At 40.1% G+C, this 14,015-nt stretch carries 15 protein-coding genes; 6 read left to right on the top strand and 9 right to left on the bottom strand.

The window, feature by feature from the left end:
- The first annotated feature begins 15 nt into the window (after nucleotides 1-15).
- From yaaA to ABWV72_RS03520, 3 genes are all read left to right on the top strand, one after another.
- A complete protein-coding gene (gene yaaA, locus ABWV72_RS03530; protein ID WP_353368749.1) occupies nucleotides 16-789 on the top strand; it encodes a peroxide stress protein YaaA in 774 nt (257 codons plus the stop codon).
- Nucleotides 790-882: 93 nt separating this feature from the next.
- Nucleotides 883-2,139, top strand: coding sequence for a lytic murein transglycosylase (locus tag ABWV72_RS03525; RefSeq protein WP_353368747.1), 1,257 nt, complete (start codon nucleotides 883-885; stop codon nucleotides 2,137-2,139).
- 135 nt (nucleotides 2,140-2,274) lie between these two features.
- Nucleotides 2,275-2,670 carry a DUF3718 domain-containing protein gene (locus tag ABWV72_RS03520; protein ID WP_342806996.1) on the top strand — a complete coding sequence of 132 codons (396 nt, stop codon included), beginning with the start codon at nucleotides 2,275-2,277 and terminating at the stop codon, nucleotides 2,668-2,670.
- Nucleotides 2,671-2,759: 89 nt separating this feature from the next.
- On the opposite strand, the gene ABWV72_RS03515 is transcribed toward ABWV72_RS03520, so the two are convergent.
- From ABWV72_RS03515 to ABWV72_RS03490, 6 genes are all read right to left on the bottom strand, one after another.
- Complete coding sequence (locus tag ABWV72_RS03515) at nucleotides 2,760-5,351, bottom strand: ATP-binding protein (RefSeq protein ID WP_353368745.1); 2,592 nt, start codon at nucleotides 5,349-5,351, stop codon at nucleotides 2,760-2,762.
- 139 nt (nucleotides 5,352-5,490) lie between these two features.
- Entirely contained in the window at nucleotides 5,491-6,774 is a 1,284-nt protein-coding gene (locus ABWV72_RS03510) for an ABC transporter substrate-binding protein (protein ID WP_353368743.1), read from the bottom strand.
- A 100-nt stretch (nucleotides 6,775-6,874) separates the two neighbouring features.
- Nucleotides 6,875-7,300: a DUF4426 domain-containing protein gene (locus tag ABWV72_RS03505; RefSeq protein ID WP_342807002.1), complete on the bottom strand. Its 426-nt coding sequence runs from the start codon at nucleotides 7,298-7,300 to the stop codon at nucleotides 6,875-6,877.
- Between the two features lie 9 nt (nucleotides 7,301-7,309).
- Nucleotides 7,310-7,831: a YggT family protein gene (locus tag ABWV72_RS03500; protein ID WP_216046885.1), complete on the bottom strand. Its 522-nt coding sequence runs from the start codon at nucleotides 7,829-7,831 to the stop codon at nucleotides 7,310-7,312.
- Between the two features lie 14 nt (nucleotides 7,832-7,845).
- Nucleotides 7,846-8,667: a pyrroline-5-carboxylate reductase gene (proC, locus tag ABWV72_RS03495; protein ID WP_353368740.1), complete on the bottom strand. Its 822-nt coding sequence runs from the start codon at nucleotides 8,665-8,667 to the stop codon at nucleotides 7,846-7,848.
- A gap of 13 nt (nucleotides 8,668-8,680) precedes the next feature.
- Entirely contained in the window at nucleotides 8,681-9,373 is a 693-nt protein-coding gene (locus tag ABWV72_RS03490) for a YggS family pyridoxal phosphate-dependent enzyme (protein WP_216046883.1), read from the bottom strand.
- 29 nt (nucleotides 9,374-9,402) lie between these two features.
- Between ABWV72_RS03490 and ABWV72_RS03485 the strand changes: the two genes are divergently transcribed.
- From ABWV72_RS03485 to ABWV72_RS03475, 3 genes are read left to right on the top strand one after another with little or no spacing between them, the layout of a single operon-like run.
- Nucleotides 9,403-10,446 carry a type IV pilus twitching motility protein PilT gene (locus tag ABWV72_RS03485; RefSeq protein WP_353368737.1) on the top strand — a complete coding sequence of 348 codons (1,044 nt, stop codon included), beginning with the start codon at nucleotides 9,403-9,405 and terminating at the stop codon, nucleotides 10,444-10,446.
- A 9-nt stretch (nucleotides 10,447-10,455) separates the two neighbouring features.
- A complete protein-coding gene (locus tag ABWV72_RS03480; protein ID WP_216046881.1) occupies nucleotides 10,456-11,568 on the top strand; it encodes a PilT/PilU family type 4a pilus ATPase in 1,113 nt (370 codons plus the stop codon).
- Nucleotides 11,569-11,573: 5 nt separating this feature from the next.
- Nucleotides 11,574-11,900, top strand: coding sequence for a putative signal transducing protein (locus ABWV72_RS03475; protein WP_216046880.1), 327 nt, complete (start codon nucleotides 11,574-11,576; stop codon nucleotides 11,898-11,900).
- A 2-nt stretch (nucleotides 11,901-11,902) separates the two neighbouring features.
- Here the strand turns inward: ABWV72_RS03475 and ruvX are convergent, their stop codons facing one another.
- From ruvX to gshB, 3 genes are read right to left on the bottom strand one after another with little or no spacing between them, the layout of a single operon-like run.
- A complete protein-coding gene (gene ruvX / locus ABWV72_RS03470) occupies nucleotides 11,903-12,322 on the bottom strand; it encodes a Holliday junction resolvase RuvX (RefSeq protein WP_216046879.1) in 420 nt (139 codons plus the stop codon).
- Nucleotides 12,323-12,337: 15 nt separating this feature from the next.
- Entirely contained in the window at nucleotides 12,338-12,895 is a 558-nt protein-coding gene (locus ABWV72_RS03465) for a YqgE/AlgH family protein (RefSeq protein WP_216046878.1), read from the bottom strand.
- Nucleotides 12,882-13,847: a glutathione synthase gene (gene gshB / locus ABWV72_RS03460; RefSeq protein ID WP_303500534.1), complete on the bottom strand. Its 966-nt coding sequence runs from the start codon at nucleotides 13,845-13,847 to the stop codon at nucleotides 12,882-12,884. Before gshB ends, ABWV72_RS03465 begins: the two co-directional genes overlap by 14 nt.
- Nucleotides 13,848-14,015 lie beyond the last annotated feature (168 nt).

Raw genomic sequence — 14,015 nt, 5'->3', positions numbered from 1 at the left:
AAGAAAGGATATTTGATGCTAGTTGTTGTATCACCTGCAAAGAATTTAGACTACGAAACCCCCTCTACTACACAACTTTTCTCACAGCCTGAATATTTGGCCGATTCTGAACTGTTAATCAAAGAGTGTGTCAAATTAACACCGGCAGATTTATCTAGCCTAATGCATATCAGTGACAAATTAGCAGGCTTAAATGCTGCACGGTTTAGTAGTTGGAATTTGCCATTTAACCAAGACAACGCTAAACAGGCGATTTTGGCGTTTAACGGTGATGTCTACACCGGCATTCAAGCTGAGCAATTTAGTGAAGAGGATCTTCAATATGCACAACAACATATGCGAATTTTGTCTGGTTTGTATGGCTTACTTAGACCTTTAGATCTTATGCAACCATACCGTTTGGAAATGGGGACGAAACTCAACAACAAACGAGGAAAAGATCTGTATGAATTTTGGGGTGAGAAAATAACCGCTGGAATTAATCAAGCGTTACGCCAACAAGGTGATGAAGTACTGGTTAATTTGGCCTCAAATGAATATTTTAAGTCAGTTAAGGTCAAGAGCTTGAATGGAAAACTCATTACCCCCGTTTTTAAAGATAAAAAGAACGGTGAATATAAAGTGATTAGTTTTTATGCCAAAAAAGCACGTGGATTGATGGCCCGTTATATTATCGAAAAGCGCTTATCTGATCCTGCACAAATTAAACAGTTCGATAGCGCCGGATATCAATTTAGTGCATCGTTAAGTAATGATAAACAATGGGTCTTTACCAGAGAAGAGCAGTAATACTCGAGTCGTTAAAATCCCAATGGGAAAATGATTACAAGCCCATATAACGAGTGTAAGCTACTGTTTGAAACATTAACGCCAAGGAACTATATGATTTCTGTTATTAGCAAAAGCGCCTTGATCGCTGCCAACTTGCTTTATTCTGCCAGCTTAATGGCACAATCTGCCACCATTGAGGCAGCACAAGATTCAGCGCAGCAGGTTTTTTCAGCCTGTATCTCTGATATACAGCAAAAAGCGGAGACAGCGGGAATTGATAAAACAGTCATCTCTTACGCGTTAGATGATGTGAAACAGATTGATAAAGTGCTCGAATACGACCGCAATCAACCAGAGTTTGTACAAACTTTTCCTACTTATTTAAATAAACGTGTCACCCAATGGCGAATTGATAAAGGTCGAGAAATGCTGCGTAAGCATAAAGACTTATTAAACCAATTAACTCAAGAATATGGGGTGCCTGCACACTATTTAATATCATTTTGGGGATTAGAAACTAATTTTGGTAGTTATAAAGGCAAAATGCCGATAATCGATTCATTGGCAACATTAGCCTGCGATGAGCGCCGTAGTCGATTTTTCACTCAGGAGTTACTAACGGCTCTGAAGTTAATGCAAAGAGAAAACTTAAAAAAAGACAAGATGTTGGGATCTTGGGCAGGCGCCATGGGCCACACTCAATTTATGCCTTCAGCCTATATTAATTATGCGGTAGATGGCGATAATGATGGTTTAGTAGACTTATGGGATAGTGAACCTGATGCCTTGTCATCGGCAGCTAACTTCTTAAATAAACTGGGCTGGAAAAAAGGTTTTATATGGGGAAGAGAAGTGAATCTCCCTGCTAACTTCGATTACAGTCACGCTGGTAAAGATAGTCGTAAACAATTAACCCAGTGGTCGGAATTTGGCGTTCGAAAGGTCAATGATGACAAGATCCCTAAAAGTGAAATAGATGCTTCTTTGATCTTGCCTACCGGAGCGAAAGGGCCAGCCTTCCTTGTTTACAGCAACTTTGATGTGATTATGCGCTGGAACAATTCTGAGTCTTATGCTCTTGCCGTAGGTTATCTAGCAGACCGAATCATTGGTAAGCCTGAGTGGGCGAAGTCGTTGCCTGAATTACCGAATTATCCTATTAGTCAAATGATCGAATTACAGGATGGATTAAACGAATTAGGCTTTGATGTAGGTAAAGCTGATGGGATCATGGGGCCAGCCACTCGCAAAGGAATTCGTCAATTTCAATTGGCAAACAATATGTTAGCCGACGGATACCCAGACCAAAGTGTTTTCATCAGTGTGCAAGAAGCGGTAAATAAAAGTCAAAAACTAGATGGTGTTTAACCTTAGTTGTATTAATCAATATACCGGAGTATTGCTGTACATATTTCAACCGTTATAGAACTTTAGTCTAATGACCTCAACAGCGAACGCAGCTGAAATTATTTCGAAAACATTTAATTAATTGAGGAATTAGCCATGTTGAAAATTGTTAAAACTTCTCTTCTTGTAGTTACTGCATCCTTTCTCTATAGCGGAGCAGCTCAAGCAGATATCAACGACGCATTACAGAATATTTGTACTATTGTTAAGACGGATGACAAAGGTGAATTACGCAAAAAGATGAAAAAGGTACAATCTGATTTTCGTCTTAAATTAAAAGATTATTATTCAGGCGTTACCTGCGGTGGAAATAGTCTGATTAGAACAGCTGTGTTAAATGAAGCCATTGAAACAGGAACACTTTTAGTTAAGAAAATGCCAAAAAGTGACTTAACCTCACCAGAAAATGATGGCAAAACTCTGCAATCTTGGATCGCTGAAAACGGCTTAGATTCGTCACCAATCTCAGCGGTTTTAAAAGATAGAATCTAATAAGGTTAAACAACCATTGCTTGTTAAGCCTATTATATATTTATTAATTGATAGCGTAATCACTTGCATGCAAGTCGAAAAACAGTCAACTACATGACTGTTTTTTCGTCTGAGGTAAGGTACTTACTCAGTACTTTATTTAACATCTGAGGCTTAATTGGTTTAGTTATATAATCATTCATGCCAGCAGCATATGCCATATCATAATCTGAGCTCATCGCATTTGCCGATAGTCCGCATATCACTAGATCATCAAATCCCCGCTGCCTTAACAGTTTGGTGGCTTCATAACCGTCCATTACTGGCATTTGGATATCCATTAAAACAATATCGTATTGAGGTGAATTGACGATCTTTGTAACAGCTTGATGACCATCTTCAGCCACGTCATACGTCAGGCCTAAGTTTGATAACATCTCACAAGCAACAATTTGGTTGATATGATTATCTTCCACTAATAAAACATGGCCACTGAGTTGCGCTGGAACAAGGCTTATTTCTCCCAATTCATCTTTGTTGTACTGCACTTCAACCCCTAAAGCTTGCAATACAAATAAGCTAAAATGCCTTGGCGTAAATGGATGAGAAAGTACTGGTAGATCCCACTTTTGTTGTAATAATGAAGGTAGTGTACTTGGTTGTGTATTAGTGACTAAACCAATTTTGACACCTTTTTCTTTTGCGTTTGCAATGTGTTGATTTAAGACTTTATGGGTTTTAATGTCGTCAATATCCATTAACAACAATGAATTTTCTTTGGTTTGAAAATCAAAACTATCAATTTCAGTTAATGATAAGGATACATAGTCGTTGTCTAATTTTTGCAGATACGCAAGGGGAGTTAAGCCTGAATCGTGGACAGAAACGTGCGCGATGCTAACCGCAAGCCCTAAATCCATAATGCATTTATTCTGATTTTCGGTATCTAATACTAAGTCAACTTTAAAGTGACTTCCGCGATTTACTTCGGACTCAACGGTTATCTTTCCGTCCATCAATTCAACAAGCTGTTTGACAATAGATAAACCCAAACCTGTGCCACCAAACCTTCTGCTGGTAGATTCGTCCGCTTGAGTGAATGGATTAAAAATATTGTTAAGCTGTTTTTCTTCCATGCCAATACCGGTGTCTTTTACCGATATTTTCAAACAAATTTTATTATTACCTAAAGACGCAAAGTCTATGTTGATAATGACTGAACCATTGCGGGTAAATTTGACCGCATTAGTGCATAAGTTAAGCAATACTTGGCTGATTCTCATCGGGTCACCGATAAGCTCCCGAGGCAAAAGAGGGTTCACGATGAAATGAATATTGAGGTTCTTTTCATTGCCTTTTGCAGAAATATTTGCGAGTAAATTTTCGAACATTGATTTGGGTGAAAATTTAACTTTTTCTATATCCAGTTTGCCCGCTTCAATCTTAGAAAAATCGAGAATATCATTAATTAAATTCAATAAAATATGGGTTGAATAAGCTACTTTTTCTAAGTTCGCTCTCTGCTCTTCATCCAGTTTCGATTTTAACACTATATCGACTAAGCCAATGATACCATTCATAGGAGTTCGGATTTCATGACTCATATTAGCAAGAAAGATGCTTTTGGTTGCCAACGCCCGCTCAGCTTTCTTAGTTGATATTGCCAACTCTTTGTTTAATTTTTCTTGTTGGGCATTCAATTGTTTTGATTGCTCTAAAAGCTCTTGGGTCTGTATGTTCTTTTCTTGGAATACTTGAGCTGCCGAGGCTAAATCGCCAATCTCGTTATTTCGCCGTCTTTGTATTTTTTTATTGATACCTTTGCCGCTGGCAAGCTGTTTAAATAGCTCAGTCATTTCAGATATTGGCATCATCACCCGATAGGTAAAAAACAACGCAGCTATCACAGCAAGCGCGACACTTATGGCGGCAAAAAGACTATTTCTGCTTTGTGCATCTTTTCCGCTTTGAATAATTTCTGAATTGATTCGTTGTTGGTTGTCGGTGACAAGTTGATTGAGTTCACGGGTTAAGTATAAAAATTCGTTTGCGGAACCTGCCATTACAACGTTAATTAAAAACAAATAGCCACGAGTAATTTGCGAAAGTTGTTTAAAATCAGTGCTTAACTTGCCCAGGTCGCTTTCCACGGCTATAAACATTTTTGGGTCTTGAATTGAACTGTTCAAAATATCTTTTGCTTGAGACAGCAAATCATCAAATTCTTTAATAATGACAGGATCTGGTGTTAACAAATATTCTAATGATTTTGTATGTGCCTCAGACAATAGCTGCTTAGCTGTTAACACGTCTTTGTATTGCTCTGCGGAAAGGTTTGTGTTTGTTTGATATTCTTGCAACTGCGTTTGGATAGTAATAAATCGCGTTTGAATGTCATCTTGAAATAGTCGTTCTCTGCGACTTCGCCCTTGCACAACAGTTTCGAAGTTACTTCTATATTCTTCAAGGTGGGCATGCATTCTGTTAATTCTATCGGTATAGGCTTCTGCCTGTCCATCAGATTGGATTGATGAATTTAACAATGATAGGTTGTTATTGATTTTTTCGTGAATGGAGTCAAAACGCCCGATCACAGAGTCACTCGCAGTTTGTTTAAAAATCAGTACATAACGCTGGATATCAAGAACATCTTTTTCAAGATCTCGAACAAGTCCAACCTTTTCCATTGTTTGTTGGGACAACGTTATACCAGAAAAAAACACTTCCTGATTTTTAGTGGACAAATACGATTGTGCAATTAAGAAAAGTATCAGCGCAGTTAACACTATCGTTATTTGAATTTTTAACGAATTAAACAATTACTTTAGACCTCCAAATGTCTTATGAGCTAATAAATTCGTACCATTTTTGCAGACTATAATCGTAAGTGGGCATAACCGTATTCCAAACAGCTACATTTGAGAATCGCGTTTCATAATTACCCCCGGAACGAATATCGCCTTTTTTCACTGATATATTGCCATCAGTCCCTTGCAAATCGTGCCTCGCGGCCAAACCGCGATACCAATAATCCCATTCTGCCTGACTTAAAAACTTAGCTGAACGTTGTGGGTTAGAAATATAGTAACCTTGTTTGGCGATAAAAGCCCCAGGCCAACCAGATAACCACCAATTCATATAATCATAGGCCGCATCTTTGTTACTAGCGGAAATCGCAGATGACATGCACATGACACCGTGCCAGCCCCTATAGCCTTCTTTAGGAGCGGCAAATGAGACAGGTACATTTTGTCCGTTCAATGCTGATACTGCAGGTGAGAACATACTTTCAATGTGAACTCGATCAGAGCGCATAAAATCAACTGACTCGGGAACAGACGTCCAAAAGCCGCTAAAGTGATTTTGGTGCTTTAGGTCAATTAGGTAATCAAACAATATGTCTAATTCGCGCTTAGACATTGCACCTATGTCGTTGAACGTCAGAACACCTTGGGCTTGGGCCGCTAAGGCTAAGTCAAAGATGCCAATAGTTGGCGCATTGACTATGCCTACCTTTCCTCTATTTTTGGCGTCCAACAACCAACCCCAGCTTTCGGTTTCGTATGGAACTCCTTGAGGTATTTTGTTGGTGTTGTAACCAAAAGAATCGACATTGTGTACGTATGGTAAAAAACTAATCTTATCGGTGTGATCTGTACCTAAACTGCCGTCGTCTTGTACGTGTAGAATTTTAAACGGGGCATCCCCTGCACCAATTTTAGCGCTATCAGTGATTTTACCCGTTTTGGTTAATGAGTTGATCTCATTCCAGTGCGTAATTCTGTTTTTATCTATGGCTTGGATAGCTCCCGCTGCCCAAAGCACATTGATACTATTTGACCATTGCTCGTATAAATCAAAAGAACTAGGGTCCATTGAGGCTTTTTGCATGACTGCTGCGCTGCCCCTAGCTTCAAACACTAAATCGATACCTAGGTCCTGCATGGCTTGCTCGCGCAACTCGTTTTGCAAAGTTACATGGGTACCAAGCACCTTTAATACGGTTTTCGTTCGGGCAAACACATAAGGCGCCTTGCTAAGAAGCACGGCGCTAGCACCACTTTTAGCTAACGTTTTTAGGGTATTGCGTTTGGTTTTATCCAAAAGCTTGGGATTATTTTCCATGGAAACTAGTCGTTTAGTTTTAATACCTAAACGTTAGAGTAATTTGGCAGGTTTTACCATTAAACAATGGTATAAAAATACAACTAAATTCGTTTATTTATTACTGTTCTTCACGATAAAGCTTTTGTTCAAATTTTAGTGTTTGCTGTACTTTATTCTGTTGTAAAGAAATATTGAAGCGGTAATGATCTTCATGCTCGAAGGGCATCGAAGCCAAATAATATATGGCTTCTCCCTCGACTACCGGTTTAAAAGTAAGTTCTATAGTGGTGCCCAGCAGGTTTCTTGCGGTACCGCTAATATCTACTTTTTGAGCCTGTTTGTTTTGTCTATTAATAACAGAAATATTAATTAGCGTATTATTTGGGCTACGAACAATCCCATTCGCCCGAGCGATTTCGGGCGTCAAAAAAGTAGTATTAAAGGCGATGTAATGCACATCCCAATCACCCAAAACCTTTTTCTGTTCTGCCGATGCAAAACTAGCAAACACTATTAGTGAAATACAAATAACCCGATAAAACATTTTATCTTCCTAAAATAGTCGCATGATAAAAAGCAAAAAGATGATTAATATCATAGGTGATAAATCAAGCCCACCGATAGGCGGTATGATGCGTCTTATGGGGGCAATCATAGGTTCAGTTAATTGCTGGAATAAGAATTCAAGAGGGTTGTTGCCTTGACTTACCCAACTTAAGATCGCGCGAATAATTAACACATATATTATTAATTGAACCCCTTCAACAAGCAGCATTACCAAGGCATTTTTTAATATCCAAAAAACATTGGTTAACATGAAACCATTAATCGCAGCAATCACCCATATGTTGGCCAACGCAATGACCAACGCAAATACAAAAGTCGCGGTATCGAATCTGCCAATAGATGGAATAACTCTGCGTAATGGACCTATTATTGGATGTGTCACTTTGACAATGAATTGACTCAAAGGGTTATAAAAGTCAGCTTGGGCTAATTGTAGCCAAAGTCTTAACATGACGACCATCAAGTAGAGCTTAAAAATTGTTTCAACCAAAAAAGCCACGGCTTCCATAAATATTGATACCTTTAAAATTGTTTAGACATTTGTTGGGCACGACTAATTGCAGCATCCATCGCTGTTGCGACAATTGACGGCAAATCACTAGCTTGAAAGCTCTCGATAGCTTGATTAGTTGTACCACCTTTTGAAGTAACTTGGGCTCTAAGCTCGCCAATTTCAAGGTGATCATTGTGACAAACCATTTCAGCTGCGCCCAACATTGCTTGTTGGACTAGTTTTCTGCTGTCTTGTTGGCTCATTCCCAAAGACACAGCATGATTCTGCATTGATTCTAAGAATAAGAAAAAATAGGCTGGGCTGCTGCCTGCTGTGGCAATAACGATATCTATGTCGGATTCTTTGGATACCCACAATGTTTCACCAACACTGCCCATCATCTGATCTACAAACTCTTTTAAATCAGCGGCAAGGGTATCGGGTGCATACAAACCTGTCATGCCTTTACTTAATAGGCTAGGTGTATTTGGCATCGTTCTAACCAAATCGTAATTACCGCCAAGCATTTCCAGCAAACGTGCGTGACTTATTCCCGCCGCAATGGACACAAATAGCTTGCCGTTTAAATCTAGTTTGCTGGCTAAATCTTGGCAAACTGTTTCCATCAGTTGAGGTTTAACCGCAAGCACTATGACACTGGCTTGTTTAACGGCATCTTGGTTGTCTTGGGTGATATTCACCCCTAATTCAGACTTTAAACTTTCTAATTTGCCGATAGATGGATTACTGGCAATGATTTTCTTTGGATCATATCCCGATTTTACCAGACCGGAGATAATCGAACGTGTCATGTTACCTGCGCCAATAAACGCAATGGTTTTTTCACTCATAAATTATTGTCTCTTAGGTTGTGTAATTGCGGGCACCAAATATGGCTGTTCCTACCCGTACCATAGTACTTCCATTTAGCACTGCTGGTTCTATATCTGCACTCATGCCCATGGATAATGTGTCAACTGATTCATAAGAGTGTTGTAAGTCGACGAAAAGTTGGTGCATGTGTTGATAGGTGTTAACCAGTTCTTGTGCAGATTGTGAAGCTTTGGGAATTGTCATTAATCCTCTAAGCGTTAAGTTTGGTAGTGTATCAATTAGCGCGGCTAGTGTCTCAATTTCATTAGGTAAAACCCCAGCTTTACTTTCTTCAGCGTTGATATTTACCTGAATTAACACATTTAATTTTTTGTGCGCACTACGGTGATTATTTAAGCGTTTCGCGATTTTTTCTCGATCGACACTTTGCACCCAGTCGAAATTCTCTGCTACGGGTTTACTTTTATTTGATTGAATGGGGCCAATAAAGTGCCATTCGATATCTTTAAGCTCTTGCAATTCCTGAACTTTTTCGACACCCTCTTGCACATAGTTTTCGCCGAATGATCGGTGTCCTGCTTCATACGCAAGGACGATATCAGATACCGGTTTTGTTTTACTCACTGCTAGTATTTGCACTGAATTTGGCGCACGATTAGCTTTATTTAATGCCATAGTTAGGCTTTTATGTGCGCTTTTGAGACGTTCTGCTATTGTTTCCATGAGCCACTATTTAGACGGAGAATCGTATTTTGGATATTACCGAACTTTTAGCTTTTAGTGTTAAGAATAATGCATCAGATTTACATCTATCAGCGGGGTTGCCACCGATAATACGTGTAGACGGTGAAATTCGCCGTTTAAATGTGCCGGAATTGGATCATAAACAGGTACATGCGTTGATTTACGAAATCATGAACGATAAACAACGTAAAGAATACGAAGAAAATTTGGAAGTGGATTTTTCTTTTGAAGTAAAAGATTTATCTCGATTTCGTGTCAATGCCTTTGTGCAAAACCGAGGCGCAGCGGCGGTACTAAGGACTATCCCGAGTAAAGTACTCACTTTGGATGATTTGGGCGCTCCGGCTATTTTCAAAGATATTATTAATCAGCCTACAGGTATAGTGTTGGTTACCGGGGCAACAGGTTCGGGGAAAAGTACGACCTTGGCGGCGATGATAGATCACATCAATACTAGTAAAAGAGAGCACATTCTAACCATTGAAGATCCCATTGAATTTGTCCATCAAAACAAACTTTGTGTACTCAACCAACGTGAAGTGCATCGGGATACTCACAGTTTTAATAATGCGCTGCGATCTGCATTACGGGAAGATCCCGATGTGATACTGGTGGGTGAATTGCGGGACTTAGAAACCATTCGCTTGGCGATCTCCGCTGCCGAAACAGGCCATTTGGTATTTGCAACTTTACATACCAACTCAGCACCTAAGACCATAGACAGAATCATTGACGTATTTCCGGCTGAAGAAAAGTCGATGGTACGCTCCATGCTCTCAGAGTCTTTGCGAGCTGTAATTTCTCAAACATTGTTGAAGAAGGTGGGCGGCGGCCGAATTGCAGCTCATGAGATTATGATAGGGATTCCAGCAATTCGTAATTTGATCCGTGAAGATAAGGTTCCGCAAATGTATTCGGTAATTCAAACCGGTCAGGCCCATGGAATGCAAACCATGGATCAATGTTTACAACGTCTCGTTGCTCAAGGCGTGATAACCGCCCAAGATGCGGCGTCTAAATCTGTTGATAAACAACCAAAAATTGGTTTCTAGGAGTATCCGATGGACTTAAATCCTTATCTGAGAAAAATGGCAGAACAAGGTGCATCAGACTTGTTTATTACAGTTGGCTTTCCCATTAGTGCAAAAATAAATGGGCAAATGACGCCGATCAATGATGAGCGTTTAAGTGAAGAAGCCGCACTTGCACTGGTTCATAACGTTATGAGCGAGAAACAGCAGGACGAATTTAATAACAGTAAAGAGTGTAACTTTGCGATTGCTAGAGATGGCATTGGACGTTTTCGTTGCAGTGCCTTTTGGCAGCGGGATATGGCCGGCATGGTGGTTCGCCGCATCGTTACGCAAATTCCCAAAGCCGATGAGCTGGGCCTACCAGAGATACTTAAAGACGTCATAATGTCCAAGCGAGGACTGTTGTTGTTTGTTGGTGCTACAGGTACCGGTAAATCAACATCCTTAGCTGCATTGATGGGACATCGTAATCAAAACTCAAGAGGCCACATACTGACCATTGAGGACCCTATCGAATTTGTCCATGAACATGCAGGCTGTGTGGTGACACAACGGGAAGTGGGCATAGACACTCGTTCGTTCGACGATGCGCTTAAAAGTTCATTGCGACAAGCGCCGGATGTGATTTTGATTGGCGAAATTCGATCTATGGAAACCATGGAATATGCCATGTCATTTGCCGATACCGGGCACTTATGTGTGGCGACTTTACACGCCAACAATGCCAATCAGGCGATTGAACGTATTATGCACTTAGCACCACCAGAGCAGCATGAAAAATTGCGTTTCGATTTGAGTTTAAATTTGCGAGCCATTGTTGCACAACAGCTTGTTCCTACGATTGACGGTAAAGGGCGGGTTGCGGCCATCGAAATTTTACTTAACTCGCCATTAGTGACAGATTTAATTCAGCGCAATGAAATTGGTTCGCTCAAAGAAGCAATGAAAAAAGGCAAAGAAATGGGGATGCAAAGCTTTGATATGGCTTTGTATGAATTATATAAACAAGAACGCATTAGCATGGAACAGGCTATCCATCATGCTGATTCACCAAATGACCTGCGTTTAATGATTAAACTGGATACGGAAGAGGGGACAGGTTTAGGTTCACTGTCTAATGTTTCCATTGATATGGATTAGCCTGAATGAAAAAAATTTATTGGCACAATGATCGTTTTCGTATCTACCAGATTAAACAGCTATTAGATGATAATCACATTCCCAATTTTATTAAGAATGAGTTTGCAATTGGCGCAATCGGGGAATTATCGCCATTAGATGCTATGCCTGAAGTTTGGTTAACTGATGATGCATGGCAACACAAGGCGAATAAATTAATTGAGGAATTCGACGTACAACCTGCAGAGGCAAAAAATTGGGTATGTGAGAAATGCAATGAAGAAAATGAAGGAAGCTTTTCACTGTGTTGGAATTGTGGCAATAGTATCACTGCCACGGCAAACACATTATAATTTTACTGTGACATAAAACTTTCTAAGATCAAGCATGCAGAAGCGCTATCTACCTTGCCTTTAGTGAGCTTTTTAAACCCTCCCATTTCAAACAATCGTGCTTTTGCATCTACAGTGGTTAGACGCTCGTCAAGAGTTTGCACTGGGACTTTAAATTTTGCGTGTAGCCTGTTCGCAAACTTTTGCGCCCTAAACGTCATCTCTTGTTTGCTACCGTCCATATTTAAAGGCAGCCCAACGACCACTAAATGGGGTTGCCATTGTTCATAGACTTTATTTACCAGCTCCCAATCAGGAATACCATCACGGGCATGAATTGCCTCTAACGGCGAAGCTGTACCGGTAATTTCTTGGCCAATAGCAACACCAATACTTTTGGTTCCAAAATCAAAACCCAATAAGGTTTTAGAGGTGCTTGTCATAATTTTAAACGCCTTTTAAGCATGACCCGCATCCGGACCCAGTTGCCAAACGTCTATGCCAAGTTTGCGAACAGCTTCTTCCCATTTTTTGTGGATAGGGACGTCGAATAATAATTCCTCATCCGCTTCCACTATCAACCATGAATTGTTTTGCACTTCTTCTTCAAGTTGCCCCGCAGTCCAACCGGCGTAACCTAGGGTCACTAAGGATTTAGCTGGGGCTTTTTCATTACCAAGCGCCGATAGTATATCTTTGGAGGTGGTGATCATGATTTCCGATGTGAGTTGTAAACTTGAACTCCAACCTGGTTGGGTTGTGTGCAAGATAAAACCACGGTCTTGACTCACAGGACCGCCAGCCAAAACAATTTCATCTGCTTTTTCTGCCAATACTATGGCGTCTTTATCTGCTTGGGTGATTAATTCTTGTAAGCTCATACCGATCGGCTGATTAATCACCAAACCCATAGCGCCTTTGTCATTGTGTTCACAAATGTAAGTTAGAGAACGGGCAAAATACGGATCATCTAAACTTGGCATTGCGACCAATAAATGATGTTCAAAGCTTTGCATTACTTTCACCTAAACGTTTTTCAATAGCATCGAATAACATACCTGTAATATTGACATCATATGCGGCTTCAATTTCTTGAACACAAGTGGGGCTGGTGACATTAATTTCGGTAATTCGGTCGCCTATGACATCAAGGCCTACAAAGATTAAGCCTTTTTCAACCAGCAACGGAGCTATCTTTTCGGCTATTTGTTTATCCGATTCAGACAAGGGTTGTGGTCTTCCTGTTCCGCCAGCGGCTAAATTTCCGCGGGTTTCGCCCTTAGTCGGTAAGCGAGCAAGACAATAGGGAACAACCTGTCCATCAATAATCAGTATTCGTTTGTCACCGTCTTTTATTTCTGGCATGTAGCGCTGAAACATCGCATAAGTGGAACCATTGTTAGTCAAGGTTTCCATGATCACACCCAAGTTCGTGCCATCTGGGGTGACGCGAAAAATAGATGTACCACCCATACCATCTAATGGTTTACAAATGATGTCCTGATGCTTTTTATGGAATTCACGGATCAACGCTGAATTGCGGGTGACCAATGTATCTGGAATTAAATCTGGGAACCATGAAGTAAACAACTTCTCATTAAAGTCACGTAAACTAGAGGAGCGATTAACGACTAAAGTGCCAGCTTGTTCAGCTAAAGAAAATATATGTGTTGAGTACAGAAATTCACTATCAAAAGGCGGATCTTTGCGCATTAAAATAACATCAAGTTCTGCCAAGTTGAGATTCTTTGATTCACCTAATTCAAACCACTTTTGTGGGTCTTTGATGACTTTCAAAGGCCGCATTTGTGCCATGGGAACACCGTTATCAATGTACAGGTCAGACATTTCCATATAGGTAATCTCATACCCGCGTTTTTGGGCATCCAAAAGCATCGCAAAACTGGTGTCTTTTTTGATATTTATGCTTTCAATCGGATCCATTACGATCCCGAGTTTAATAGCCAATATTGATCCTTGCTGATTGTTAATATTTCATCATACCTAAGATCTTGTGCTACGACTAAAAATTTCAAGGGAAAGGCAACCTAAAAAATACAGATCTTTTAGAATTGCCAATATATTTACAATCGCAGTTCACTAACCTGCAAAAATAAGTGCTGTTAATGATGTTAA

Source organism: Aliiglaciecola sp. NS0011-25, assembly GCF_040370605.1.
Classification (GTDB): Bacteria; Pseudomonadota; Gammaproteobacteria; order Enterobacterales; family Alteromonadaceae; genus Aliiglaciecola; species Aliiglaciecola lipolytica_A.
The sequence above is the reverse complement of the archived record's forward strand: the minus strand, read 5'-3'. Positions and strand labels throughout refer to the sequence as shown.

What these genes read in the sequence shown, in the direction of transcription:
- yaaA (WP_353368749.1), top strand. Translation starts at nt 16, where the DNA reads ATGCTAGTTGTTGTATCACCTGCAAAGAATTTAGACTACGAAACCCCC.
- ABWV72_RS03525 (WP_353368747.1), top strand. Translation starts at nt 883, where the DNA reads ATGATTTCTGTTATTAGCAAAAGCGCCTTGATCGCTGCCAACTTGCTT.
- ABWV72_RS03520 (WP_342806996.1), top strand. Translation starts at nt 2,275, where the DNA reads ATGTTGAAAATTGTTAAAACTTCTCTTCTTGTAGTTACTGCATCCTTT.
- ABWV72_RS03510 (WP_353368743.1), bottom strand. Translation starts at nt 6,774, where the DNA reads ATGGAAAATAATCCCAAGCTTTTGGATAAAACCAAACGCAATACCCTA.
- ABWV72_RS03505 (WP_342807002.1), bottom strand. Translation starts at nt 7,300, where the DNA reads ATGTTTTATCGGGTTATTTGTATTTCACTAATAGTGTTTGCTAGTTTT.
- ABWV72_RS03500 (WP_216046885.1), bottom strand. Translation starts at nt 7,831, where the DNA reads ATGGAAGCCGTGGCTTTTTTGGTTGAAACAATTTTTAAGCTCTACTTG.
- proC (WP_353368740.1), bottom strand. Translation starts at nt 8,667, where the DNA reads ATGAGTGAAAAAACCATTGCGTTTATTGGCGCAGGTAACATGACACGT.
- ABWV72_RS03490 (WP_216046883.1), bottom strand. Translation starts at nt 9,373, where the DNA reads ATGGAAACAATAGCAGAACGTCTCAAAAGCGCACATAAAAGCCTAACT.
- ABWV72_RS03480 (WP_216046881.1), top strand. Translation starts at nt 10,456, where the DNA reads ATGGACTTAAATCCTTATCTGAGAAAAATGGCAGAACAAGGTGCATCA.
- ABWV72_RS03475 (WP_216046880.1), top strand. Translation starts at nt 11,574, where the DNA reads ATGAAAAAAATTTATTGGCACAATGATCGTTTTCGTATCTACCAGATT.
- ruvX (WP_216046879.1), bottom strand. Translation starts at nt 12,322, where the DNA reads ATGACAAGCACCTCTAAAACCTTATTGGGTTTTGATTTTGGAACCAAA.
- ABWV72_RS03465 (WP_216046878.1), bottom strand. Translation starts at nt 12,895, where the DNA reads ATGCAAAGCTTTGAACATCATTTATTGGTCGCAATGCCAAGTTTAGAT.